Origin of the sequence: Petrotoga sibirica DSM 13575 (genome assembly GCF_002924625.1) — a bacterium.
Classification (GTDB): domain Bacteria; phylum Thermotogota; class Thermotogae; order Petrotogales; family Petrotogaceae; genus Petrotoga; species Petrotoga sibirica.
On the sequence record NZ_JAHC01000015.1, the window covers coordinates 33698 to 58573 of the forward strand.

The 24876-nt window shown below is 33.4% G+C and carries 22 protein-coding genes; 10 read left to right on the forward strand and 12 right to left on the reverse strand.

The features are described from left to right. Position 1: 1 nt before the first annotated feature. The 5 genes from AA80_RS03405 to AA80_RS03425 all read right to left on the reverse strand — a co-directional run bounded on the left by AA80_RS03405 (position 2) and on the right by AA80_RS03425 (position 3620). Positions 2–562 carry an ECF transporter S component gene (locus AA80_RS03405; RefSeq protein WP_103876420.1) on the reverse strand — a complete coding sequence of 187 codons (561 nt, stop codon included), beginning with the start codon at positions 560–562 and terminating at the stop codon, positions 2–4. A 7-nt stretch (positions 563–569) separates the two neighbouring features. Further along, the gene (gene rpmA, locus AA80_RS03410; protein ID WP_103876421.1) at positions 570–839 is read right to left on the reverse strand and encodes a 50S ribosomal protein L27; all 270 of its coding nucleotides are present in this window, start codon (positions 837–839) and stop codon (positions 570–572) included. A 3-nt stretch (positions 840–842) separates the two neighbouring features. After that, the gene (locus AA80_RS03415) at positions 843–1139 is read right to left on the reverse strand and encodes a ribosomal-processing cysteine protease Prp (protein ID WP_103876422.1); all 297 of its coding nucleotides are present in this window, start codon (positions 1137–1139) and stop codon (positions 843–845) included. Between the two features lie 5 nt (positions 1140–1144). Further along, positions 1145–1459, reverse strand: coding sequence for a 50S ribosomal protein L21 (gene rplU / locus AA80_RS03420; RefSeq protein WP_103876423.1), 315 nt, complete (start codon positions 1457–1459; stop codon positions 1145–1147). A gap of 115 nt (positions 1460–1574) precedes the next feature. After that, positions 1575–3620 (reverse strand): transglycosylase domain-containing protein, encoded by a 2046-nt coding sequence (locus AA80_RS03425; RefSeq protein WP_134080020.1) that lies wholly within the window; start codon positions 3618–3620, stop codon positions 1575–1577. A 620-nt stretch (positions 3621–4240) separates the two neighbouring features. Between AA80_RS03425 and AA80_RS03430 the strand changes: the two genes are divergently transcribed. The 5 genes from AA80_RS03430 to AA80_RS03450 all read left to right on the forward strand — a co-directional run bounded on the left by AA80_RS03430 (position 4241) and on the right by AA80_RS03450 (position 8481). Further along, positions 4241–4996 carry a YebC/PmpR family DNA-binding transcriptional regulator gene (locus AA80_RS03430; protein ID WP_103876425.1) on the forward strand — a complete coding sequence of 252 codons (756 nt, stop codon included), beginning with the start codon at positions 4241–4243 and terminating at the stop codon, positions 4994–4996. A 60-nt stretch (positions 4997–5056) separates the two neighbouring features. Next, a complete protein-coding gene (locus AA80_RS03435; protein WP_103876426.1) occupies positions 5057–5824 on the forward strand; it encodes a hypothetical protein in 768 nt (255 codons plus the stop codon). A 15-nt stretch (positions 5825–5839) separates the two neighbouring features. Next, positions 5840–6643, forward strand: a complete 804-nt coding sequence (locus AA80_RS03440; RefSeq protein ID WP_103876427.1) for a CheR family methyltransferase — start codon at positions 5840–5842, stop codon at positions 6641–6643. Positions 6644–6741: 98 nt separating this feature from the next. Continuing rightward, positions 6742–7791, forward strand: a complete 1050-nt coding sequence (gene mtnA / locus AA80_RS03445; protein ID WP_103876428.1) for an S-methyl-5-thioribose-1-phosphate isomerase — start codon at positions 6742–6744, stop codon at positions 7789–7791. A 222-nt stretch (positions 7792–8013) separates the two neighbouring features. Then, positions 8014–8481: a metallophosphoesterase family protein gene (locus AA80_RS03450; RefSeq protein ID WP_103876429.1), complete on the forward strand. Its 468-nt coding sequence runs from the start codon at positions 8014–8016 to the stop codon at positions 8479–8481. Between the two features lie 12 nt (positions 8482–8493). On the opposite strand, the gene AA80_RS03455 is transcribed toward AA80_RS03450, so the two are convergent. The 6 genes from AA80_RS03455 to AA80_RS03480 all read right to left on the reverse strand — a co-directional run bounded on the left by AA80_RS03455 (position 8494) and on the right by AA80_RS03480 (position 14946). Further along, a complete protein-coding gene (locus tag AA80_RS03455) occupies positions 8494–9570 on the reverse strand; it encodes a hypothetical protein (protein ID WP_134080018.1) in 1077 nt (358 codons plus the stop codon). 68 nt (positions 9571–9638) lie between these two features. Continuing rightward, positions 9639–10847, reverse strand: a complete 1209-nt coding sequence (locus AA80_RS03460) for an ABC transporter permease (RefSeq protein ID WP_103876431.1) — start codon at positions 10845–10847, stop codon at positions 9639–9641. Continuing rightward, a complete protein-coding gene (locus AA80_RS03465; RefSeq protein ID WP_103876432.1) occupies positions 10834–11532 on the reverse strand; it encodes an ABC transporter ATP-binding protein in 699 nt (232 codons plus the stop codon). Before AA80_RS03465 ends, AA80_RS03460 begins: the two co-directional genes overlap by 14 nt. Continuing rightward, the gene (locus AA80_RS03470; protein ID WP_103876433.1) at positions 11529–12602 is read right to left on the reverse strand and encodes an efflux RND transporter periplasmic adaptor subunit; all 1074 of its coding nucleotides are present in this window, start codon (positions 12600–12602) and stop codon (positions 11529–11531) included. Before AA80_RS03470 ends, AA80_RS03465 begins: the two co-directional genes overlap by 4 nt. Next, positions 12599–13948 carry a TolC family protein gene (locus AA80_RS03475; protein WP_103876434.1) on the reverse strand — a complete coding sequence of 450 codons (1350 nt, stop codon included), beginning with the start codon at positions 13946–13948 and terminating at the stop codon, positions 12599–12601. Before AA80_RS03475 ends, AA80_RS03470 begins: the two co-directional genes overlap by 4 nt. After that, positions 13945–14946 (reverse strand): TolC family protein, encoded by a 1002-nt coding sequence (locus AA80_RS03480; RefSeq protein WP_103876435.1) that lies wholly within the window; start codon positions 14944–14946, stop codon positions 13945–13947. Before AA80_RS03480 ends, AA80_RS03475 begins: the two co-directional genes overlap by 4 nt. Positions 14947–15196: 250 nt before the next feature. On the opposite strand from AA80_RS03480, the gene ftsH reads away from it, so the two are divergent. The 5 genes from ftsH (at position 15197) to AA80_RS03510 (ending at position 22406) form a co-directional block, all read left to right on the forward strand. Then, complete coding sequence (ftsH, locus tag AA80_RS03485; protein ID WP_103876436.1) at positions 15197–17089, forward strand: ATP-dependent zinc metalloprotease FtsH; 1893 nt, start codon at positions 15197–15199, stop codon at positions 17087–17089. A 37-nt stretch (positions 17090–17126) separates the two neighbouring features. Continuing rightward, positions 17127–17396, forward strand: coding sequence for a metal-sensitive transcriptional regulator (locus AA80_RS03490; RefSeq protein WP_103876437.1), 270 nt, complete (start codon positions 17127–17129; stop codon positions 17394–17396). A gap of 203 nt (positions 17397–17599) precedes the next feature. Beyond that, positions 17600–18880 (forward strand): S41 family peptidase, encoded by a 1281-nt coding sequence (locus AA80_RS03495; RefSeq protein ID WP_103876438.1) that lies wholly within the window; start codon positions 17600–17602, stop codon positions 18878–18880. Between the two features lies 1 nt (position 18881). Beyond that, on the forward strand, positions 18882–19571 hold the full coding sequence (locus tag AA80_RS03500) for a hypothetical protein (RefSeq protein ID WP_103876439.1): 690 nt from the start codon (positions 18882–18884) through the stop codon (positions 19569–19571). 438 nt (positions 19572–20009) lie between these two features. Further along, complete coding sequence (locus tag AA80_RS03510; RefSeq protein WP_158248374.1) at positions 20010–22406, forward strand: efflux RND transporter permease subunit; 2397 nt, start codon at positions 20010–20012, stop codon at positions 22404–22406. Positions 22407–22411: 5 nt separating this feature from the next. Here the strand turns inward: AA80_RS03510 and AA80_RS03515 are convergent, their stop codons facing one another. Beyond that, entirely contained in the window at positions 22412–24856 is a 2445-nt protein-coding gene (locus tag AA80_RS03515; RefSeq protein WP_103876442.1) for a hypothetical protein, read from the reverse strand. Positions 24857–24876: the final 20 nt, after the last annotated feature.

Below are 24876 nucleotides of genomic sequence, written 5' to 3' on the forward strand. Positions count from 1 at the left end.
CTCATTCTTCTCTTCTTGCATGAGCAAAACTTGTTATTTTAGTTTTCTTCAATAGAAAATGCGAAATAGACGCATCCACAAAAAACTTAATAAAATTAAACAATAGTACTAGTAAAAAAAACAGCTGCAAACTTATCCCTATGTTACTAACAAATTGTGATGTTGGTTGATTCGTGTAAACTGGTATAGCTACAAAATAATTCAATCCGTATGCTACAACCCCTGTTAGTAAAGAAGAAATTACATAATTGATCCAGTTGTTTAATTTAACGAAATTTTTTAAGGTATACAATGTGGTTATAAAAGCGGTTCCGACTATAAAATTCATAAATATACCTATTAAACCACCATCACCTGCTCTGAAAATAAATAAAAAACTTTTTATTACAAGAGTAAAGAATCCAGGTAAAAAACCATAACCCATTGTAACTAAAATGATTAAACTGTCACTGGGGTCAAATTTTAAAAAAGGTAACAAAGGTATTATTGGGAATTCTATAAAAGTTAAAAGAAAAGAGAGCGCCGCAAATATCCCAACAATCGCAACCCTTCTACCATGCATAAACCGATCACTCCTCTACTCCATAAACCTCGACAAACTTCCTGTTGTTTTTTGTTTTGAATTTAACAACGCCGTCGATTTTAGCAAATATGGTGAAGTCTCGTCCTATTCCAACGTTTTCCCCAGGATGGATCTTAGTGCCTCTTTGCCTAACAATTATAGTTCCAGCCTTAACTTTTTTCCCGTCAGAAGCCTTGACACCAAGATATTTGGGGTTGCTATCTTTTTTATTTACATCAGAACTTTTTTTCGCAAAAAGTTGTAAATCTATTTTCATCTTCTATCTAACCTCCACCTTAAGATTTCTTGGGTAATCTTTAGATATAGCAACCAAACTTTTAAGCAAGTAATCTAATAACAAATTGGAGAGGTAAGTTTCTTGATTAAGCGAAATCTTTAAATATCCCTCTCTTTTCTCAAACTGTCCCAAACTTTCATTTTTTAGAATTTCTGCAACAAATTGAGTTAAAACACTGACAGCACTACAAACTATATCGTTGCCAAAAGAAGAAAATTCTGCATGTCCAAAAATTTCTAAACTGCGGTTTTGGGAATTGGTATAAACTGCAGTAATCATTGGAGTTACCCTTCAATTTCTTTTATTTTTAGTGCTGTAAACTCCTGCCTATGACCTTTTTCTCTTCTATAATTTTTTCTTCCTTCAAATTTGATTATTTTTACCTTCCTATCTTTCCCGTGTTCTACAACCTCGGTAATGACTTTTGCACCATCAACATAAGGTTGCCCAGCCTTTTTTTGGTCACCTTTGCTTAAATAAATAACTCTGTCTAAAACTACCTCGTTTCCTGGATCGACATTTTTTACTTTCTCAGTGTAGATAACTTGATCTTTTTCTACCTTGTATTGTTTACCATTAAAATAGACTATCGCGTACACATCTGCACCTCCGATCTCTCAGAATTTTCTAAAATCCATTTGCCTATTTTACCATCTAAATAAACTGGTAGTATTAATTAATTGTTAATTTTAAAAAAATAAAACTAGACATTTTCTAATATAAAAACTTTTCGATCACTTTAGCTTGATCAGGATAAATATATTTTATTTGATTATAAATCTCCCGTAATTGTACTTGCACGTCTTTATCAATATTGATACTGTTCAAGTAACTTTCCAAATCGTAACCGTTTTGAATGAAAGAAAATGGCTCTTGAAAGAAATCCGTCAGATTCTCTTTTTTCCATTGTTCGATTTCTTTCATCACATCAGGATAAAGATACTGAATTTCTCTCAAGGCTGAATTAATATTTTTTTCAAGTTCTTTAAATGGATAATCCAACTTCACAGAATTTAAATACCCCACAACGTTTCCCCCTGTGGAAACGAATTCAATAGGACTTTCAAAAAATGAAATACTTTCTTGTATACTTTTTAAACTAAGATAAACATAAACTTCTTCGCTTCGGCCATAATAAAGTAAAGAAGTGGCTATCTCTCTTGCCCAGGGAACAACAGTGTAAGAAGATAAAAGATCTTTCCCTTTAACCATACTGGTTAACACCTCGCTACCTGTGTATCCAACAAACCAAGCTGATAAATCAGAAGTTCCCGTTTTACCATGTAAATCCAAATCTAAGACGTTTGCTCTTTTCCCTGTCCCTTCCAGCACGACTTTTCTCATCAAAGTATTCATTGCGGCATATGAATCATTGGATATATCCTCAATCTTTCTTTCAATATTTGGGTGTCTTTTATATATTAAATTCCCTTTCTTATCGTAAACTTCAGAAATTATGTAAGGAGAAGGAATAATACCGTAATTTGGGAAAATTGAATAAGCTTTTGTAAATTCGTATGGACTTGTCTCCAGGGTTCCCAACGCCAAAGTTAAATCGTTCGGATATTTACCTTGAACACCTACAATATTTGAAAGAAAATTTTTTATTACTTCTATAGACCTTTGCGGAGATATATCTATATGCGAAGCAAGGTAAATAGAAGGAATGTTTATAGAATAGATTAACGCTTCTTCTAAAGTAACCGATCCTCTGTATGTTTTATCAAAGTTTTCTGGAGCCCAATCACCAAACTTCATGGGCTGATCTGGAAGCGTTGTATCTTTATAATAACCATTTTCCAAAGCTAAAAGATAATAAAACGGTTTAATAGCAGAACCAATTTGTTGTTGGGAATAAAAAACATCGTATTCCCCACCCCAAAAACTTAATATTTCACCAGTTTTGTTGTTGATCACAATCGCAGAGGTAGATGAATCTACAGTAACTGAATCGAATAAATTCTTATTAAAGGTGGTTTTTATAGTATACCCGCCACCTTTTAAACCTATATTTTCTTCCTCTGCTTTGATCCTATAAATTAAATTTAAATATCTTTCATCGTAGGTTTGAGGATAGAAAACCATTTTATCTAATTCTTCTTTAACGATATTTTTTTCTTCTATTATGAAATTATTAGGCAAGGAATTTAGAACTATCATCCCTTGATTCTTTGCTCTATCAGGGTATTTATAGGGATTGTAAACTTCTGGCCCGTTTATTATCCCTATTAAAACCAGCATCTCTGCGTAACTTATATTTTGTAACTCTTTTCCATAATATCTTCTTGCTGCAGCTCCAAATCCTGAAATGTCGTTCCCTAAATAAACACTGTTCATATAAGCTTCCAAAATTTCTTCTTTGGTATAAGACCTTTCTAAAAAAAAGGCAAGCATAATATCCATTATTTTTCTCTTAACAGTTCTTTCATTTGTTAGATATACTGTTTTAGCAAGTTGTTGAGTGAGTGTGCTCCCACCTTGAACTATAGAAAAGTTCTTTATATTTGTTAATGTGGCTCTCGTCATCGCTTTAATATTGATTCCATTATGTTCATAGAATTCTCTATCTTCCGTCCACAAAAGGAAGTATATTAATTCTGGAGGTATTTCATCTAACTTAACGTATTTATATTTTGTAGATAGTATTTGTTCCCCATTATCGAATAGATACGTATTGTATCTAGGATCCACAAGAAAAATAGAAGTTGAATTGTTGTAATAATCGTATATATAGAAAAACAAAGTAAAAAAAATTGCCATTCCCGTAAAAAAACCTATAATGAAACTCTTTATAAAAAACACCTCCACTTGTTTGCTGTATTGTGCAAAATGGTTCTTTATAATGCCTTAGAAACAATTTCCATATTCTCATTTGTGAAACAAATGATGTGTTGCTTTAGAAATGTTTTCCAAAATCTCTTTTGCTATGCAAACGATGTACCACGCAAATGATGTTACGCGAATTTGGGGAGTTTGAGGGGTGTAACCTTTTGCTGATTCTTGCAAAAGAGTTTTTTCATAATAAACTCTGATTTTGAACTTGGGGTTTTTAATGGGTGTCCTCCCTTAATGTCCCCCCTTAACGTCTGAGGATATCATACCATACTTAGATTTATATTTTTTGAAAATTTTAGTAATAAATTATATTATAAAAAATATTTTGCTTGTTTTTCAAAATTAAAAATGCTAAAATAATGGTGAAAGAATTTATCCCTATTAAAAATTTCTCTTAAAAGTATGAAAATCGTAATTAAATTGATAAAAAATAAAAATGCAGATGTAATCCCCAAAAGTATAATAGTTTCTGTCTAAATTTAATTGACTTAAGGAAACGCGAAAAAAATAATTTATTCAATGTTCGTAAGGAGGCTGAATATTATATGTCAGGACATAATAAATGGGCAAATATTAAACACAGAAAGGGTGCACAAGATGCAAAAAGATCCCAAATATTTACAAAACTCATTAGAGAGCTTACAATAGCTGCTAGAGAGGGTGGAGGAGATCCAGAAGCTAATCCACGTTTAAGAACGGCAATAGAAAACGCCAAAGCAGCGAACATGCCCAAAGACAAAATCGAATCAGCTATAAAAAAAGGAACTGGTGAATTAGAGGGCGAAGAACTAACCGAAATTATGTACGAGGCATACGGGCCAGGTGGAGTTGCACTTCTAATTTCTGTTGTAACTGATAACAAGAACAGAACTGCTCAAGAAGTTCGCCATGTTCTGTCGAAATGGGGAGGGTCTTTGGCAGAATCAGGTTCTGTTTCGTGGAATTTTGAACGAAAAGGACTAATAACAATCCCCAAAGAAGAAGTCGAAGATATCGACGAATTAATGTTACTCGCTGTTGAAGCCGCCGCAGAAGATTTGAATGAAACCACCGACCCTTTAGAAATAATCACCGCTCCAGAAAATCTAACTCAAGTCAGGAATGCTCTAAAAGAAGCAGGTTATACTGTTTCTGAAAAGCTAACCTTTTTACCTAAAACAACCGTTAAGCTTTCTGACGAAGACGCCGAAAAATTATTAAAGTTGCTAAATGCCTTAGACGACATGGATGACGTTCAAGAAATATTTGGAAATTACGAGATTGACGATGAAGTAATGGAGAGACTAGCTGCAAATATGTAAGATCCCATAGGTGGGGACGTAAAGTCCCCATTTTAATTATTAGGGAAAGGAAAATAGAAAATGAAAAAATTTCCTTTACTATTAATATTAATTGTGTCGATAATCTCCACCTCGAGTTTCGCCTCCAGTCCATCAAAGGTGCTGTTTCTAAGTGATTTTGCTGGAACCTTGAAAAACGAATTTATTTTTGATTTAAAATTTGCAGATATTTACGAAACTAAGTTCAATTTTGACTTTGAATCTTTAGAAGACGAAGTTCGATTATCGAATGTTGATAATATAATTAATTATTTCAAATTTGATCAAGTAGGCTTTGAATTCTCGTATAGAAATCCAGGGAATAGAAACGATCCATATTTTTTAATAGGAAATTTTAATAGTTTTAGCATGGTTTTAGACGATTATTTTGTGCTAACATTTAGTGATCTAGAATTTGGTGTTATCTTCGAAGAATCGCTTTTTAATATGTCCTTTTGGACTAAGGTCACGGATCTTTCTCAATCAAAAGTTGGTTTGACTATAGCAAATTCAAATAAATTAGGCATATCTCTCGGATTTGAAGATATTATGAAATTTTATTTTCGAGCGGGAGATTTACTTTTTTCTTTGGATGATAATGCTGTTGACTCTGTTTATATTTTGAATCAGGATTTTCTATTGGAATACAATTCGAGCACCAAATCTCTTTTGGTTGATTCGATTTACTTCGATAAAAATGATGAAAATTTCTATTTTCGTATACCTGTTACCAAAAATTTATTTCTGATTTATTCAAATCTTGGAACAGGAATTTCTTTTTATATAGAACTCCTGCGTGAAAATAACTAAAATTGGAGGAAAAAGATGCCAGAATTTTATTCTTCCCCTTTTGATGACGAAGATTACAAAGTATTTTTGAAAAAGTTGGTAACTCATTTCAATCTAGACCTCTCTGGGTACAAACAACACAGAGTAAGACGTAGAACGGATATATTACTCAAAAAATACCAAGTCAATTCGTATGGTGAATATCTGGAATTATTGTTAAAAAATAAAGATAACTGGCATGAGTTTTTAGATAAACTCACCATTAACGTCACTGAATTTTTTAGAAACCCAGAGAAATGGGAATATTTAAAACAAGAAATAATCCCTGATCTCATGAAAAATCAAAAGCCAACGTTAAAACTCTGGAGCGCAGGCTGTTCTACAGGAGAGGAACCGTACACTCTTGCTATCATATTACATGAGTTAGGTATTGCCAACAAATCAACAATAATTGCTTCAGATTTTGATGAAGGAGCTTTACAAAAAGCCAAACGCGGGATATATAATGAAAAAAGTTTAATAAACCTAAACGATGAATATATAAGAAAGTATTTCACAAAAATAGAAGAAGATAAATACGAAATAAAAGATTTCATCAAAAATAATGTTACTTTCAATAAAATGAACCTCCTATTTGACGATTTTGAAAAAAATTTTGACTTAATCATATGTAGAAATGTTGTCATATACTTTGACAACGAGGCTAAAGAAAAGCTATACAAAAAATTCTACGATGCTTTGGATCCCGGAGGAGTGTTGTTTGTAGGTTCCACGGAAAGAATTTTCAACTACAAGGGTTTTGGCTTTACTTCCATTGCTCCTTTTTTTTATAAAAAATGATATTGTAGATAGAGGGTGGGCTGCGGGGTGAAAGGGCGCTATTTATAAAGCTTTAGAGTTTTTAAAGGTGGAAAAATTAAAGGTTGAGGAGGAAATAAATGAAAAATATAAAAACAATGACAATGGAATGGACAGGAAACAGTCTAATCTTGATAGATCAGAGGTATTTACCCCTCGAAGAAAAGTATGTGGAATGTCAGACTTATCTCGATGTTGCCAATTCAATAAAAGACATGGTAGTAAGAGGAGCTCCCGCTATAGGAGCGACCGCAGCATTTGGCTTTGTTTTAGGGGCAAAAGAGTTTTCCTATCTATCTGACAAAAATCTATTTTTAAACAAATTGGAAGAAGTAAAAAGTACCTTATCTAAAACCCGTCCTACCGCCGTAAACTTATTTTGGGCGTTAAACAGAATGGATAAACTTTTAAAAGATAGCATCCAGAATAAAGAAACAAATCAACTTGTAAGTATATTGGAAGAAGAAGCTTTGAAAATCGCTTATGAAGATATTGAAATAAATAAACAAATAGGTAAGAACGGAGAGTCTTTGTTAAACGACGGGGACACCGTTTTGACACATTGCAATGCAGGAGCTTTAGCAACCGTTGATTATGGAACCGCTTTAGGGGTTATTAGAGCAGCAGTAGAAAACGGGAAAAACATCCAGGTCTTTGCAGATGAAACGAGGCCCTACCTTCAAGGAGCAAGATTGACCGTTTGGGAATTGGTTAAAAGCGGTATCAAAACTACTCTAATTACTGACAATATGGCAGGTTGGGTAATGAAACAAGGAAAAATAAACGCTGTAATAGTAGGAGCCGATAGAATTGCTCGTAACGGTGACGTTGCAAACAAAATTGGAACTTATTCTGTCGCTGTTCTAGCAAAAAGACATGGTATTCCTTTTTATGTTGCAGCTCCTCTTTCAACTATAGACATAGAAACAAAAAATGGTGAAGGTATTCCCATCGAAGAAAGGAATCATAATGAGGTCAGATTTTGCCATAAAACTCGTTTAGTGACAGACGATGTAAATGTATACAACCCTGCTTTTGATGTAACTCCAAATGAATTAATTACAGCGATAATTACCGAAAAGAAAGTCCTAAGACCTCCCTATGAAAAAAACATAGTGAAACTATTCTAACTTGCTCCTGTTTGCAGCACTGTGCAAAAAATCTTTTTTAGTTTGCCCCAGAGTGCAAACAATGTTTTTTTGCAGCTTTGTGCAAAATGATTTGTTTGCAATGTTTTAGAAATGTTTTCCAAAATCTCGTTTTCTATGCAAACGATGTACCACGCAAATGATGTTACGCTGTTTTGGGGTTCTTAAGGGGTTTGCCCTTTAACGTATGGAGGTGGATACCCTTTGAAAATACTTGTAATTAGCGATCTACATATTCCTATAAAATCAGACTTGAAAAGTCTAGACAAATTAAATATTGGGCTTTATGATCAAATATTCTTACTTGGAGATATCGTAGAAATCGAAGTATTGAATTACTTAGAAAATCAAAAGCCCATACTTCATGCTGTGTATGGAAATATGGATGATTTTTATGTAAAAAAGCGACTCGCCGAAAAACTGTATTTAGAATTATTTGGCAAAAAAATAGGTCTTATCCACGGTCATCAAACGGGTCCTGCTGTACCTGATAAGCTTTTGAATTATTTTAAAAAAAGGATCGATTTGATGGTCTTTGGACATTCTCATCATCAAGAAAAATTTGAAATAGAGGATACTTTGATATTGAATCCGGGGGCTTTTTGCGAAGGAAATTATGCTGAAATAGAACTGAATGAGAGTATACTTGAAATAAAATTACTACATCTTTAATTTTACATTAAGCTAATCAATATATTTTAGGTATCTTTCGTTTATCTCATTATCTTCTATGATATTCGAATAGATTTTTGCAAAGTTTCTTAAACTGATATATCTGATTTTATCATCTATTCTGTATAGTCCAGTTTTTAAAAGATGATTGTTGATTTTAATATCACTTAGAGAATTGTAGATATATCCGAAAATCTTCACATTATTTTCCAAAGATTGATTTATCTTGTATAAATTATTAACTAAATAACGGCATTTTAAACTATCATCCTCACCTGTAGCTATATTTTGAGTTATTAAAAAAGGCAGGTTATATTTAAAAGAACATCTTTTTATTACTTCATCAAGGTCAATATTATTCTTTCCCTCTGAAAGTTCTCTTATCAAAGAAGTAGATTCTTCTGAATTTGAAGTAAAATCATTGAAATTTATTCCGATAAAATCTATATCAGATTTTTTAAAAGCGATTTTCTCAAAGAAAGAACTTTCTCCCTTGACAATCACATCCATAAAAGAAAAAACAAAATCCAGCATATCTTGTTCATCAACATTGAATTCTTCACTTACCGATACTTTAGCATAAGGGTTAATACTTTTTATAATTTGAACACTTTTATCATAAAGATTGAAGAGATTTTGAACTGTTTCATGTAATGCAGTATTATCAACATCTGTACCTTTGAAAAATCTTCGTTTTAGGTATTCGGTAGTATGATTCAAAACGATATAATATTGAACGTTGTATTTAAAAGCGGAGACAATCTTTTCGATACTCTCTATAAATATCGAGATTTTTTCTTCGTTTTTTATATTATCGATAGCTTCTCTTTTATTGTAGGAAAGAAAATCAAAATCGATGAGGTTTACGATAGGTTCAATCTCCTTTTTACGTAGTTGTTCTATAAAGTTATTATACATAGCACAAGAACAAAAAGGGTCAAGAAATAACAAATCCCAATTTAGATTGAAACTAAAAGAATTAATTTTTTTCAACCTCTCCAAAAAAGATAATTGCTCATACAAATCTTTTTCTACGTTTTCAAATATTTGGTTTTTCGAGCCTTCCCTTGAATTTCCTAAAAAAGACAAGAAAGGGGAATTTACCCCCCACACAAAGGATTTCGGAAAATTTACATTTTCCAAATGCAACACCTTCTTCATTCGTATCTTAACGCTTCTATTGGGCTCAACTTTGATGCTTGGTTTGCAGGGTATATACCAAAGAATAGGCCTATTGCCGCAGATACCCCAAAAGATAAAACAATCGATTTCCAAGTTATGACAGCGGTTAATCCGAAAGCTCTACCAAAATATACTATCAAAGTGGAGAGAAGCCCACCCAATATCATACCTATTATACCAGCTACAACCGTTAAAACTACACTTTCAACTAAAAATTCCATCAAAATCCTACGCCTTGTGGCTCCGATGGCCATCTTTATACCTATCTCTCTTGTTCTTTCTTTAACGGTAACGAGCATAATATTCATTATTCCTATTCCGCCAACAACTAACGAAATTGCGGCTATTCCTACCAGTATCACATTCATAATACCCGTTATTTGATTAACAGCTTCTAAAATAGCATCTTGACTTAATATACTGTACTTATCAGAATCTCCGAATTTTCTATAAAGATAAAAGTCCGTCCCCATGGTTACCAACTCTGCAGAGTTTTCATCTACTGCTGATATAAAAACAGAACTAACCCTTCCATTCATGTGAAACAGCCTATAATCTGCTACGTTATGTGGGAGTATGATCATATCATCAACGTTAAACAACAACCTGCTGCCTGTTTTTTCTATAACCCCCACTACTTCAAAAGAAACTTTTCGACTACGAGAATTTCCACTTTGAATAATATTGATTCGTTCACCTACAACATTTTGTCTACCAAATAATTTATTAGCTATATTATAACCTATAACAGCGGCCGACCTTAATTCTTCTTCGTCAGAGTTATTTAACTTTCTTCCATAAGCAATCTCTAAGTTCATTATATCAAAAAAACTAGGCGAAACTCCAAATACCGATCCTGAAGTTGTTTCTCCACCACTTTCCACGGTCAAATTTGAATTTAAAACGCCCGAGGCATTCTTTACTTGTGGAACCATATTCTTAATATTAACCGCATCTTGAAACTCAAGGGGCTGAGAAGCGAATCTGGAATACACAGTGGAGTTAACCATAATAATATTGGACCCTAGAGAAGAAACGGTATTGTTTATTTCTTGCCTTGCTCCAGCCCCTATAGCAATTATAGTCATTACTGCTCCAACACCTATTATTATTCCCAACATTGAAAGAAACGTTCTCAACTTATTAGAACGCAAAGATCTAAAGGTCTCTTTAAGTATTTCCAACTGTGTTCACCTCTATCGATTGGATCTTCCCATCCAACAATCTTATCGTTTTGAACCCTTCATCCAACATTCTCATATCGTGAGTGACAACGACCAACGTTTTACCCATATCGTTCAACTTCCTAAATATTTGAAGGATTTCTTCTCCACTTTTTGTATCAAGGTTCCCTGTTGGTTCATCAGCTAAAAGAAAGGCTGGATCGTTAGCTAAAGCCCTTGCTATAGCTACTCTTTGTTGTTGGCCGCCCGATAGTTGAGTTGGCCTATGATTTATCCTATCACCAAGCCCTACTAACTCTAATTGTTCTTTTGCTATCTCCCTTCTTTTTTTCTGAGGTATACCTGAATATATTAGAGGGAGTTCAACATTTTCTAATGCACTCAACTTTGGAAGTAAATTGAAACTTTGAAATACAAATCCTATCTTTTTATTTCTTACCCCTGCCAATTCTCTGTCTTTCATTTTAGAGACTTCTACATTTTCGATGAATATCTGTCCTTTTGTAGGTTTATCCAAACAACCAAGGATCTGTAACAAAGTTGATTTACCGCTTCCTGAAGGTCCAATTATTATAGCATACTCACCATCTTCAACTCCGAAAGATACACCGCGTAGGGCTTCAACTTTGACTTCCCCAACATCGTATATTTTCCATACCTCTTTCAATTCCATCACTGCCATCAAAATCCACCTCTTCTAGAACCAGAACCTTGAGGAACAGCGCCTGGAGCAACAGGCACTCCAAATGGAATACCATAATTTTGCATTATTCTTTGTGTTTCTTCTTTAGATGGCAATATCAAAACCTTATCACCTGGTTTTAAACCCTCCGTTATTTCAACCATGTTATCCGATTCTTTCCCGGTTTGTACTTGAACAGGTTCCATACCACCTTCTGCGGTCTTTTTGTAGACTATTTTTGCCCCATTAACTCCCTCATGAATGGCGTCTTTTGGTACTGCTACCGTGTTCTCTAATTTTAAGGTAACAATTTCCACATCCGCTGTCATTCCGGAAATCAGGTTATTTTGAAGATTATCTTGTGTAAATTCAATCTCAATGGGTATAACAACTACCCCCATATCCGTTTGAGTAGTTGGACTAATCCATGTTACTTTACCCGGTTCTTCTAAATTCAAAGGATCTATTCTTATTGTTGCATCCATCCCCTCATATATAAATGGAAAATCTATTTCATCAACCGCAGTTTCAACTTTTATTGTGTTTCTATCCACTATAGTCAATACCACACTTGTTGTCCCAACAATATCATTCTTTGAAATATTTACCGCATTTACTATCCCTGAAACAGGGGCTTTTATTTCAGTTGCTTCCAAATTCTTTTTGGCTTTTTCCAACTGTAACCTTTTTACTTCTTTCAATCGTTCACCTACGTTGGTTGACGATTCATAATCATTTAAGGCATTCAAATATGCTATTTGATAGTCAAGATCATCTATTTTAGCTAATATCTGACCTTCTTCAACCACGTCCCCTTTTTCTACGTATACTTCGAATATTTCTCCGGAAACTTTTGGAATTACGGATTCAATCTCAGCTGTTATATTTCCCACCACTTCAATCGAATCTCCTACACCGTCTGATTTCACTTCATATTCTAAGTATACTGGTGGTAATCCACTTGATTCAGGATTTGTAAGTGAACTTTGCCTCGGGAAAAATATTATCCCAACTACCATGACTATAGCTACTATCACTATCGTCCATATCGTTATCTTTCCTCTTTTTTTCAATTTATATCACCCCATATGTCCACGTAGTATTGCTGCATTATTCTTAATTCATTTGTCAGAATGTCGTTTTCCACCTTTTCACTAGCTAATTGTGCCCTTCTCAACGATATTTCTGAAAATTTTAATTCCTCTTTTGTTATGTATCCTTGATCACTTAACTCTTTATTTCTATTGTAATTTTCCATAGCGTTTTCTAAATCTATTTGTTTTATTTTAACGTCATAATTCAAAGTTTTTCTGGTTGTTTCCAAATTTCTTATCGCATTTTCAATTTCTATTATGCTTTCATCATAAGTCAAAGCGGCAACGTTTGTTTTCATACTATCAGACGCCAACTTTCTTTCACCTTTATCCAAGATAGTTAATTGAAATCCTACACTTATACTGATTTTATCAAACCAATCTTCCCCATCTTCCGTTCCTTTAAATGGATTCATAGAAACACTTATGGTGTTGAAGGGCAGGTAAGGAATGAACCAGAAATTACTTTCTATTTCCGATGCCTCTTCTTGAAGTTGTAACGATTTTAAATCTAGCCTTTCTTCGATATTCGTTGGATAGTTTTGATTTTCTTTTATTATTCTTTCTACAATATCTTTTGTTTGGTTGTACAGTTCATCTGTGTATTCAAAATATTCTAGGGGTGCGTTGCTTGCCTTTAGAGTTTCTAAATTCTTTTGTGCAGTAAGTATCTGTTTTTTTAAGTTTTCTTTTTCGTCTTCATCGGTTGATAAGTTGTACTGTTGGTTCAGTATTTCTATTTCATCTTGGTACGTTTGAATCATCTCTTCGTTGTAATGTCTGGTGAATATATCTTCTATCGTCGTTATGAGTTCATTTGTTTGAGCCGTGTAATATTTAGAGAGCACATCGTAGTAACTGCTTTCAGTTTTCAACCTTTCAGCCCTGTCGATTATTGTAAGATCTCGAGATAAAGAGATTGCTATCTCTGATGCTTCAGGGAATTCTATTGTCCATTCTTCTGTATTTAAAGTAAACGGGAATGAGACACCTACCTGTGCTCCCCATACTTCTAAGAAGTTTACATCCAAAGAAATCTCGTAACCTTCTAAATCTCCTTCTCCTCCAAAAACCAACCCACTAACGGTTGTTGTCCCTGCTGGGATTATCCCTGTTTTCATTGTATCAACAGATATTCCCAAATATGGAACAAAGAATTTGTCTATTTTGTTCATCTCTAATTGTGCTCCACGTAAGTTCAACTCCGCTTGGGTATAGGCTGAACTTTTCTCTAAGTTTTGTTCGTATAACTCTTCGAACGTCATCGCAAATATACTCAGGATTCCTACGGGAAGGGTTATTACTAAAACTATAAGTTTTTTCACAATCCTACCTCCTCAAGGCTCCTTCCTGTTTCTATTATGTAGTTTATGTATGCTTTTATGTAATTTCTTACACTTTCATAATAACTCTTTTGTGATGTTAAATAGTTTATGTTTGCGCTGTTTAACTCCAATTCAGATACCAATCCTTTGTTGAATCTATCCTTTGTGTCGTTATATGTACTCTGAGCTAAGTTCATTCTTTCTTCTAAGTTTTTCACACTTGTGTAAAGATTTTCTATACTATTTTTTGTTGTTTTATGTGCCTCAATCAATGTATCTTGAGTGTCTTGCAAACTTAAGATATTTTTTTGGTGAGTTATCTCCGCTATCCTTTTGTCATAAGACGATGCATTGGCTGGTAAGTTGTTGAGATCGTATTGTGAAATATCTAAGTTTATTTGTGCCATTTTTAGATTGTAGTTGTTGTTTAAATATTCCTCATCACTTACGAATATGCCTTCATACGCTGGAACATTTATCTCTATTTGGTTGTAATCTCCTTCGTATAATTCTTTTAAGTTGTCTTTGGCGGTTTCTAAATTTAATTGGGCACTTTCCAAATTGTTCTGTGCATCACTTACATCGAGTTCAGAACTTTTAAGGTCGTCTCCTGAGATTAATCCGTTATCGAACAACTCAGTGTTGTTGTCGTAGGTTATCTGTGCATTTTTTAACTGCAAATCCGCTGTTTTTACGTTTATTTCTTCAACGAAAACATCCAAAACTCTGTCTACTATATCACCGTAGTAATCTTTCATAGAGGTATTGTAGTTTGAAAGACCTGAGTAATAACTTAATTCCCCACTTAATTCTAATTTCCTGTTCGTTGCCTCTATCTTAGCCTTGTTGTAATCGAGGTTAGTCTTTTCAAGATCAAGCTGTGCGGTTTTGTATATTGTACTACTTGCTTTAGCTGTATCAAATACCTCTGTTAAACCTGCTGAAAACATCCCCGTCACTAAAATCAAGGTAAATGCTATCAATACTACTTTCTTCATCTTTTTTCCTCCTTTGGTTTTTTTTAAAATAATAAATTCACAAATATATTTCTAGTATAAAATCTTTCACTTAAATACAGCTTAAAAATTTTCTTTTTTCTAAAATGAATGTTTAAACAACCTCTTTTGCTGACAATTAATCTTCTCAAAAGCTCTTAGAAGAATAATTTTTCTATAACATTTGCATATTTTATTATATTGTTATAAAATATAAGTGATATACAATTTATTTTTACAAAGGGAGGCTTTTATGAATAACAATCAAAACAGAAGAGGGTCCCTCATTGGACCGCTTTTTATATATTTTATTCTCGCTATGCTTATTTTTATGAGCATTTCTCAGTTAAATACATCGAACATCACTGAGATAAGTTATACCGATCTCGTGAACTTAATAAATCAAGACACGATCATAAGTTTGCAGATCGACACAAGTGGCCTTATCCGAGCGAAAGCCAAAAATGGACAGCTTTTTCAGGTTTATGCCCCAACTTTGCTTATGGATCAGGCTTATGTTAGAGCATTAGCAAACGATGGAATTAAGGTTGAGTATATTAAAAACACCGGGGCAAGTTGGTGGGTTACTATGCTTATCTATATGTTGCCATTAATAATACTAATGTTTTTTTGGTTTTGGATGTTCAGAAGATCTGGAACTGGAGATGGAATACCAGGAGCCAATTACAGGAGAAACCCTGCCAGAAGATACGATTCTAAAAAAAACAAAATTACTTTCAACGACGTGGCTGGAATCGACGAAGTTAAGGAAGAGTTAGAAGATATAGTTAATTTTCTAAAAGATCCTAAAAACTTTAGTGCATTGGGAGCAAAAATGCCTAAAGGTGTTCTCTTGTCAGGACCTCCGGGCACAGGAAAAACTTTGGTAGCTAGAGCTGTTGCAGGTGAGGCTGACGTGCCGTTTTATTTTATGTCGGGTTCCGATTTCGTAGAATTATTTGTAGGTGTGGGAGCAGCTAGAGTCCGAGACCTTTTTAAAGAAGCAAGAGAGAACAGCCCCTCAATAATTTTCATCGACGAACTTGATGCCGTTGGAAGGCAAAGAGGAACAGGCTTGGGTGGAGGTCATGATGAAAGGGAACAAACTTTGAACGCTTTGCTGGTTGAAATGGACGGCTTTGACCCCCGAGAAGGCATAGTAGTAATGGCAGCAACAAATAGACCAGACATCTTAGATAAAGCACTCTTAAGACCGGGAAGGTTCGACAAAAAAATATTCTTAGATGTACCTGATTTGAGAGCTAGAGAAGAAATTATAAAGATTCATCTAAGTGGGAAAAAAATCGCAGACGATATAGATGTTAAAAGTTTGGCTCAAAGTACCCCTGGTTTTGTCGGAGCTGATTTAGAAAATATGGTAAATGAAGCAGCTTTACTAGCAGCGAGAGACACCAGAGATCACATAACTAACGATGATTTCCAAGAGGCAATAGAAAGGGTGATCGTTGGCCCTGCTCGTAAATCACGAAAGATAACACCAAAAGAGAAGAAAGTTATTACCTATCACGAATTGGGCCATGCTTTTTTAGGTTATCTTTTACCTTACGCGGATCCTGTTCACAAAATCACTATAGTTCCTCGCGGACAAGCGGCTTTAGGTTACACGATGCAACTTCCGACTGAAGATAGATTTTTAATCACAGAACCAGAAATAAAGGATAAAATAGTCGGTATGTTAGGAGGAAGAGCTGCTGAGGAAATTGTATTCAACGAAATCACAACAGGAGCAGGAAACGATTTAAAGAGAGCCACCGAGCTAGTAAGGGAAATGGTTGCCCAATTAGGTATGAGTGAAAAGATCGGACCCATTGCATGGGGTGAAGAAGAAGGAGAAATATTTTTAGGAAGAGAAATAACTCGAATGAAGAATTTTTCCCAAGAGACTGCCAAAGAAATTGATTCAGAAATCAAGAATTTTATTCTTAGCAGTTATGAAAAAGCTAAGAACTTACTGTCAGAAAATAGAAAACGCCTTGACCTTTTAGCTATTTATCTGTACAATAAAGAGAATATTTCTGGAAAAGAGTTCAAAAAAATGATGGAAATGGACATAGAGGAGCTTAATACCTACGTTTTAAAAGATAAAGATGTAAAAGAAAAGGATCTTTTTGTGTCTTATGCATAAAATACAACAAACAAATTAATTTTGAGAGGGGAGTCGTATGTCTTCAAATTATAATAAAGATAATTTAATCACACGATTAAAAAGAATAGAAGGTCAGGTTAGGGGCCTTCAAAAAATGCTGGAAGAAGAGAGAAGATGTGCAGATATATTGACCCAGTTATCTGCAGTGAAAGGAGCTTTGAACAAAACCGCAGAAGAAATAATGAAAGGTTACACAAAAAGTTGTATATTAGAATATGAAGAATCTGGAAACGAAAAGATGTTAGATGAATTAATACAAGTCTTGTCTAAATTTAGAGAAATATGAATGTAGACAGGACAAATAATAAAAATTCTTTTATCCGTATGGGTGGGGAGTGTTTGCCGCAATGTGCAAACAATGTTTTTAAATGATTTTGACCTTGATTTGGGGTTTTTAAGGGGGACCCCCTTAACGTTCGACGAAGGGGCACTAAAACAAGTTTTAGTCTAAAATTACCATATAAAAAATTTTATTAAGGAGAGACTTAGATGAGTAAAAAAAAGAAAAAATTACTATCTGTAATAATAATTTTTGGTTTATTCATTACTTCCTGGATTTTCGCAGATACTGTTTCTAACAGTTATCAAGGGAATTCTGTAATGCAAATCTATTTAGATAAGTTTGAAGAACCTATTTACTCTACGTTATATTACATAGTCAATTATTATTATGATAAAGACAACGTAGATTATGACAAAATAGTGGATTCCACAATTGAAGGGATGATGAAAGGACTCGATGATCCTTTTGCTTGGTACCTTGATTCCGTTCAGACAGAAGAAAGCAAGATAGACATAGAAGGTAAATATGGTGGAGTTGGGTTGACTATTAGATATGATTATGAAATGAATGCGGTTGTTATCGTCTCACCAATGAATGGAACTCCCGCACAAAGAGCAGGACTAATGTCTAACGATTACATTTTATCCGTTGATGGTATCCCCACTTCTGAACTCGGCCTTAACAAATCAGCTTCGTTAATGAGGGGTGAACCTGGAACGGAAGTTACCTTGGAAATATACCGCAACACATGGACCGAACCAAAGAATATTACATTAATAAGAGAAACAATAGAAACTAAGACGGTAAAATTTGATACGATAGAATACAAAAATAAGAAGTTGGGCTACATATTACTCACTAATTTTGCCAAAACAAGTTCTCAAGAAATGAAAGAAGCCCTAAATAACCTTTCAAATCAGAATATAGAAGGAATAATAATTGATTTAAGAAATAATCCGGGCGGACTTTTACAATCAGCTGTTGATGTTACTTCCATGTTTTTAAAAAGCGGTAAAGTAGTTAGTGTTAAATATTTTGATGGTACAAAAGAATCTATTACAACTATTCCAGGTAATTATTACAGCTTTTTACAAAATATTCCTATTGTTTTGTTGGTTAATGAAGGTTCGGCTTCTGCATCTGAGATCTTAACCGGGGCACTTAAAGATAATGGTGTAGCAACTATTATTGGAGAAACAACGTATGGAAAAGCTGCGGTACAGAACACATTTAGTTTATCTACCGGAGGAGAAATCTGGTTACCTATAGCTCATTACTTCACACCAAGCGGGTCAGATATTCATTTAAAAGGGATAAATCCTGATATAGAGGTAAGTAATCCAGAAAGGGAAGTCATCTCAATGACAGAAATATCTGAAGAAGAAGCAACTCAGGCTTTCTATACGACTACAGAAAAACCTGTACTAAATATTGAAGAAGATTTGCAATTGAAAACCGCCTTGGACTTTTTAATTGGGGGTAACTAAGTTGCGTTTTTATGGATGGGTTATATCTATTTTTTTAATATTCTTCTCTTTGTCCATCGGGTTATATCTCTCGTTGGGCAGTATGGAAAGCACGACTTACAATATAGAAAAATCTCCCAAATTTGTAGTAAAAAATGTCAGTTATGATGTTTCTTTTTTGAATGATCAATTAAATGATGTGAACAATCTTTCCATTATAACTCGTAATATAATGGATGATGGGGTTTTTGTAGGAACCCTAAAATTTGATTTTAGAAACAACAAACTAACTATCAAACCTGTCACTAAAAACGCTTACGACGATTTCAGAAGTTTGATCATCTCCACGGGAGTCAGATATAAAGAATCAAAAAATGATTACGAACTATATGGTTTAACCTTAGCCTACTATCAACTCATAACTGACAATTTATACTTAGAATTAACTCCAAAGATATATGTTTTGAATCCAGAAAATTTTGATGAAAACACGATAAATATAATGAAATCCAGGTATAATTTATTCACACAACAGGATTATAGATCCTATTCTTTCAATAGAGATCTTTTAAATTCTTTGAACGAATATGGTGGAGTTATCGTTGATGAGGATTTACTTAATAACCCTGCGGTGACACCTTTATTGGATGTTTTTAGGCAGGAAAATATAGATATTGAACCGAATGTTTCAGTTCTTGTCTTCGAAGGATGAAAAAATGCCGAATATTTTTTTAGACTTTTTCAATTCCCTTATAAATCCAAAAAATATTTTCAACGTTACAAAAAAATCTTTTTTTATCCCATTCCTAATAAGCCTATTTTACCTTTTCTCTCCGGTATTTTTGAGAAACATACAAATACTTGAAGTGGGACGTTTTGACGTTCTAAAAATTAAATTACTTATTTTTATTCTGCTTTTTTCTTACTTAAGTTCGGGCATAAGAATGCTTTTTTGTTCTGAATCTAATTTATTATACGCATACATTTCTTCCGTTTCCCCTGTTATATTAGGCCTATTAGGAAAACCTTTTCTTTATTTCTCTGTTTTATGGGTAATCCTTTTAAGATTTTATATAGATTTAAAAAAAAATAATTACTATTCTTTAATTATAGGTATTGTTTTTGACCTTTTTCTAGTATGGTGGTTGCTGTGAGAGAAAAAAAGGACTTCTTTTTAGAACTTGCTAATTTTATCACCCAAAATGCTTATTACATAATAGCGGTAGTTTTAGTCTTTACAATTTTCTTTGGCTTTTTTTCCACTAGATTGAAGGTAAACTCAGATTTGTTGAAAATACTTCCTCAAGACTCGGAAGTTATTGTTGAACTTCTAGAAGAACAAGCATTTCTTGAAGGATCTGATGTGATGGTTGCTGCGTTTTTTCTCAACGATAATGTCCAGCCTTCACAAATTGCCTCAACTTTTTACGATTTGATGCAAAAAGAACCTACCTTTTTAAGTTTTGTGCAAACGGATCTCTCTTTCCTTTTTTCATACGGCATCATAAACTTAAGCCAAACGGATTTAATTTACACTATGTATGAGAACTTACAAAGTTTTGGCAGTTTATTAAGTAGAAATTTCACCTATGATTTCAAGTTATTTGAAAAAGCGGATAACTTTTTAGAGGATATTTACGGTTTAGAAAACTTTCTCCAAACTGGTAAAAATAATGATTTAATCAGTTCCTACTACACTTTATCACCTGATGGAAAAGTTATGATAATGGGACTTACTTTCAACAAAGCTTCTTCTGATTTAGATTACGTAAACTACATAGTTCCAAAAATAGACTCAATTTTAACAGAGATTGAAAAGACTTTCAATATAAAAACAGGTTTGACTAATTCCTATGTCACGGGATACGAATCTAATCGTACGGTAATGGAAGATTTTAAAATAACAACAACCTTATCGATAATTTTTATAACTATTCTATTCGCTTTCGCATTTGGTAATTTCACTTCTTCTATAATAGTACTTTTAGGTTTAATAATATCTACATTTTTAACGATGGGGCTCATCACGTTAACTTTCGGAGAATTGAATATTGTAACTTCTTTTGTAATGGCAATAACTTTAGGTTTGGGAATAGCTTATGGGATTCATGTAATGACGAGATTTTCAAAAGAAATTGAGGATGATGGTAATTTCACTACTGCATTGGCTTCGACTTACAAAGGAATACTTTTGCCTCTGTTCTTTGGAATGATAACTACTGTTATAGTTTTCTTAACGCTTTTTTTCATGGGATTACCCGCTTTTAAAGAGTTAGCAATCGTTAGCTCAATGGGTTTATTGGTTTTTTTCTTTATTATGATTTTTTTTGTTCCAACGTTAATTTACGCTTTAAAAGTAAAAATAAAAATTTCTCCTTTTACAGTCAAAATAGATGATGCCTTTAAAAAAATCCCTCACTTTATATCAAAAAATTCAAAAATGATTTTTATTATAGTGGTTCCAGCAGTTTCGATCTTCAGCGTTTTGGGTTTAGTTAATTACAGTAACTTTTCGTACACGCCTCCAGGGCTAATTTCTTCTAATTCAGAATCTGTTAAGGTGGGAGAACAAATTTTGGATCACTTTGGAAATATTTCTTTTGATACGTTGCAGTATCTAATGAGAGTTGACGAAGATATTGAAACTGTTAAAAAAGAATTATTGAACACGGGTGTTGTGGAATCTGTCAACAGTTTACCAGACATAATTCAAGAAAATCTTGGAGAATTTTCTAAGATAAAAACACAGTTAGAAGGTTTATCTCAAGTTATAAATAATCCAATAATAATATCCGTTTTAAAAAAGAATAATCTATATTCAGACAGTCTAAAACTGATAGATGCTGCTGCTCGCTCTTCTGACCTTTACCATTTTACCTTGAATATCATGGATATTTTCCCTGAGGATCTCAGAGGAAACTTTTTAATAGAGAAGGATGGTCAAAAATATCTTATTCTGGAAGTAACTCCCAAATTCAGCCTTTGGAGTAACAACGGAATAAAAATTTTCTTTGACGCGCTTGGGGAAAAAGGAGAAAACATTCTGGGTTTACCAAAAGCAACATATAAAATAATGGAGATGATCAGAAAAAGATTTTATATACCATTATTTCTATCTTTCATCTCCATATGGGGTATAACTGCAATTGTTAGAAAAAATGTGCTTCAACCATCTGAAGCTATGCTTAGTCTGATAATTTCTGTATTAGCTACTTTTGGTGTGTCATATTTATTAGGTATAAAGGCTACTTTCGTAACCGTTCTAACTTTTCCCTTAATCTTTGGTATAGGTATAGATGGATTTCTACATATATATCACACGTTCAGTACTAACAAGACAAACTTTTGGAATATCTTAAAATCCATAACATTTTCACTTTCTACGACAACACTCTCTTTCTTGAGCTTTCAATTTTCTAGGGGAGAGCTTTTAAAAGAATTTAGTTTGACGATGTCTATGTCCTTGGGTTTTACCTGGCTATTCACAACCGTTATGTTCATAGTAAATAGAGAAATGCTCAGAAAATTTTGGAAAAGAAAAAAGTAGTTAACTTATTTTGGTTTGAACATATCACTGTTTATCTGCAACGGTACATTCAACCAATAAAAGATACTCAAATCGAATTGTATGTAAGCAAGATAATCAAATTTTTCTTGTCCAAAATCATACTTGACATCTCCCCCTGCCTTTATTCCATCGAATCTATACTTTCCAGATTCAAAGGATAGATATGGTCTCGATAATACTTTTTCTACCTTACTTCCAGCGTATATAGATCCACCTGCATACCCAATGTAAGGATCGATCTTCGTATCAAACACAACAAATGGTTTATCTAAATTTGCCTTTATACCAGAAATTGAATCATACGTGATTCCTATACCCATTTCATAAATGTTGTAATTGTTAACAGAGTAAGGGCTTATTTGGAAAATAGAATCTAAGACATATGAATCGAAAGAAGTGTTTTTAAATGAACTCCCACCTCCCAAAAATGTGTTTATCGTATTTCTTAAATACCAAAGATAACTATTGGAAATATAAAAACTTGTTAAAATATCTTCTTCTGTCAAACTCAGAGTTATACTGTTAGTCGTATAATAATCAAAGATCAAGGATAAATCCCCGTAAATTTTGCTCCCATCTGTAAATGCATCTATAAACCCTATGTAGTTCATGGCCTCGCTGATAAAAAATGCTCCGGCTCCGTATAAAATATTATCATCCATATCAACAGCTAAAATTGGAAACGGCAATATATAAGGCTTTTCAAATGTGTATTTTTTTACTTCAACGTCTTCAGGATAATAGATTTCATAACTTTCAAAATTAACTTGTGCAACTACACTTTGCAAAACAAAACTTTCTTTAACTGCACTTTCTAAATCTAAATAACTCAAATGGTATCCCTCATGATCGTAAACTAAATGGTATAACTTATCGTTCAAAACTACCGGTTCAAAACTACCGCTTAAATAATTTGTCAAGCGTTCAACCGTTTTTTTGGTTGTGTTTAACCTATAAATATTGTATATCCCATCTTGGTAATTAGCAGAATAATAAATAAAATCATTATCGATAAATAAACCAAGCTCTTCAACTTCATCATCGGTAATTTGATAAATCTTTTCTGATGATAAATCATATGAATAGATATCCGTTTGGTTCTTATAATTAGCAGAAAAATATATTATATCTTCTTCTCCTACAATATCGTTAAAAACATACTTACCATAATCTATTAACTTTTTAGTCTCGTTAGTCCTTAAATCGTACAAATACAAAGCAGTCAAACCTTTGTCTAATTTTGAATAAGCTATCTTTTCGTCTCCTACAAAACCAAAAGCTTTAACCCTTTCATCTAGAAACCTTCCACCATTCGGGCAAGCACAATCATAATACAACTTATTTGTGTAATATCCCATGTTGTAGGTAGTCACTAAGTACAAAAAATTACCTCTTGAATTTACATCGAATGAACTTACTCCCTTTTTAATCAATTCGCCATCTTTGTATGCTCCCTTCGGTTGATCAGGCATAACCAAATATCCATAAAGGGAAATCCCATCAGTTCTAAGATTCCCAGTATTTTGATAAGTGTTATCGATTTTCAACCAAGATAATTTGTAACCTTTTTCTTTTAATTGATCGTAGTCATTAAGATATTCTTGCTTAATATCTATCAAAAAGCTGGTCCAACTATCCCCCGTTACCCAATAAAACGCTTCATCCAAATTGCTAAAAACGTTTGTATTTAAGACCCTTATTATCTGTCTCAGTGTGTCCTCTCCATAATTATTAACTATTTTTTTCACCAAAATTGTTCCATACATATAGTTAAAACCAGCAGGGCTCCATATATCAATTGAAGAACCTGAACCCAAATAATATCTTGGGAAGTTGTTACTCAATATCTCAGATCTTAGATACATATTGAAAAGATCGTCTTCAAATCTCCCTCCGAACTCTTTACTTTCCATGTAAATAGAAATACCTTCATGCAAATAGCTCGGCTGATGAACCATGTTAATCGTGTTTTTAATCAATTTACTAGGAACCCAAGATATAAAAGGATCTCTAACATCACTCCCATAAAAAATGTGATTCAACTCATGCGAAAAAACAAATTTACTCCAATCTTCTACGTTTCCACCCAATGCCAAAAAATCTTCTGGAGGATTAATGTAAAGCCTTATTACATTGGTACCTGTGAAGGCAAAAGAGTTTGTAAAATCAACATCATCTAAAATATAAACCGTTATTTTACCAGGATTTGAACCATAAAAATAAGTGTACTTTGTATACAATTCTTCCGCGGTATCAGCGATCTCTTCATAAAAATAATAAAGATCCTTCTCAAAAACAAACCTATAATTCTCTGTTTCTAATTGATAAAGATCTTTAGGTGGTGTATAAACAGTAGAAGAAAAAATCGTTAAAGAAATCGTCATACAAAAGATCAATACAAACAATTTTCTAAATCCTTTAATTGTCATCTTTAATTCAACTCCTTTGA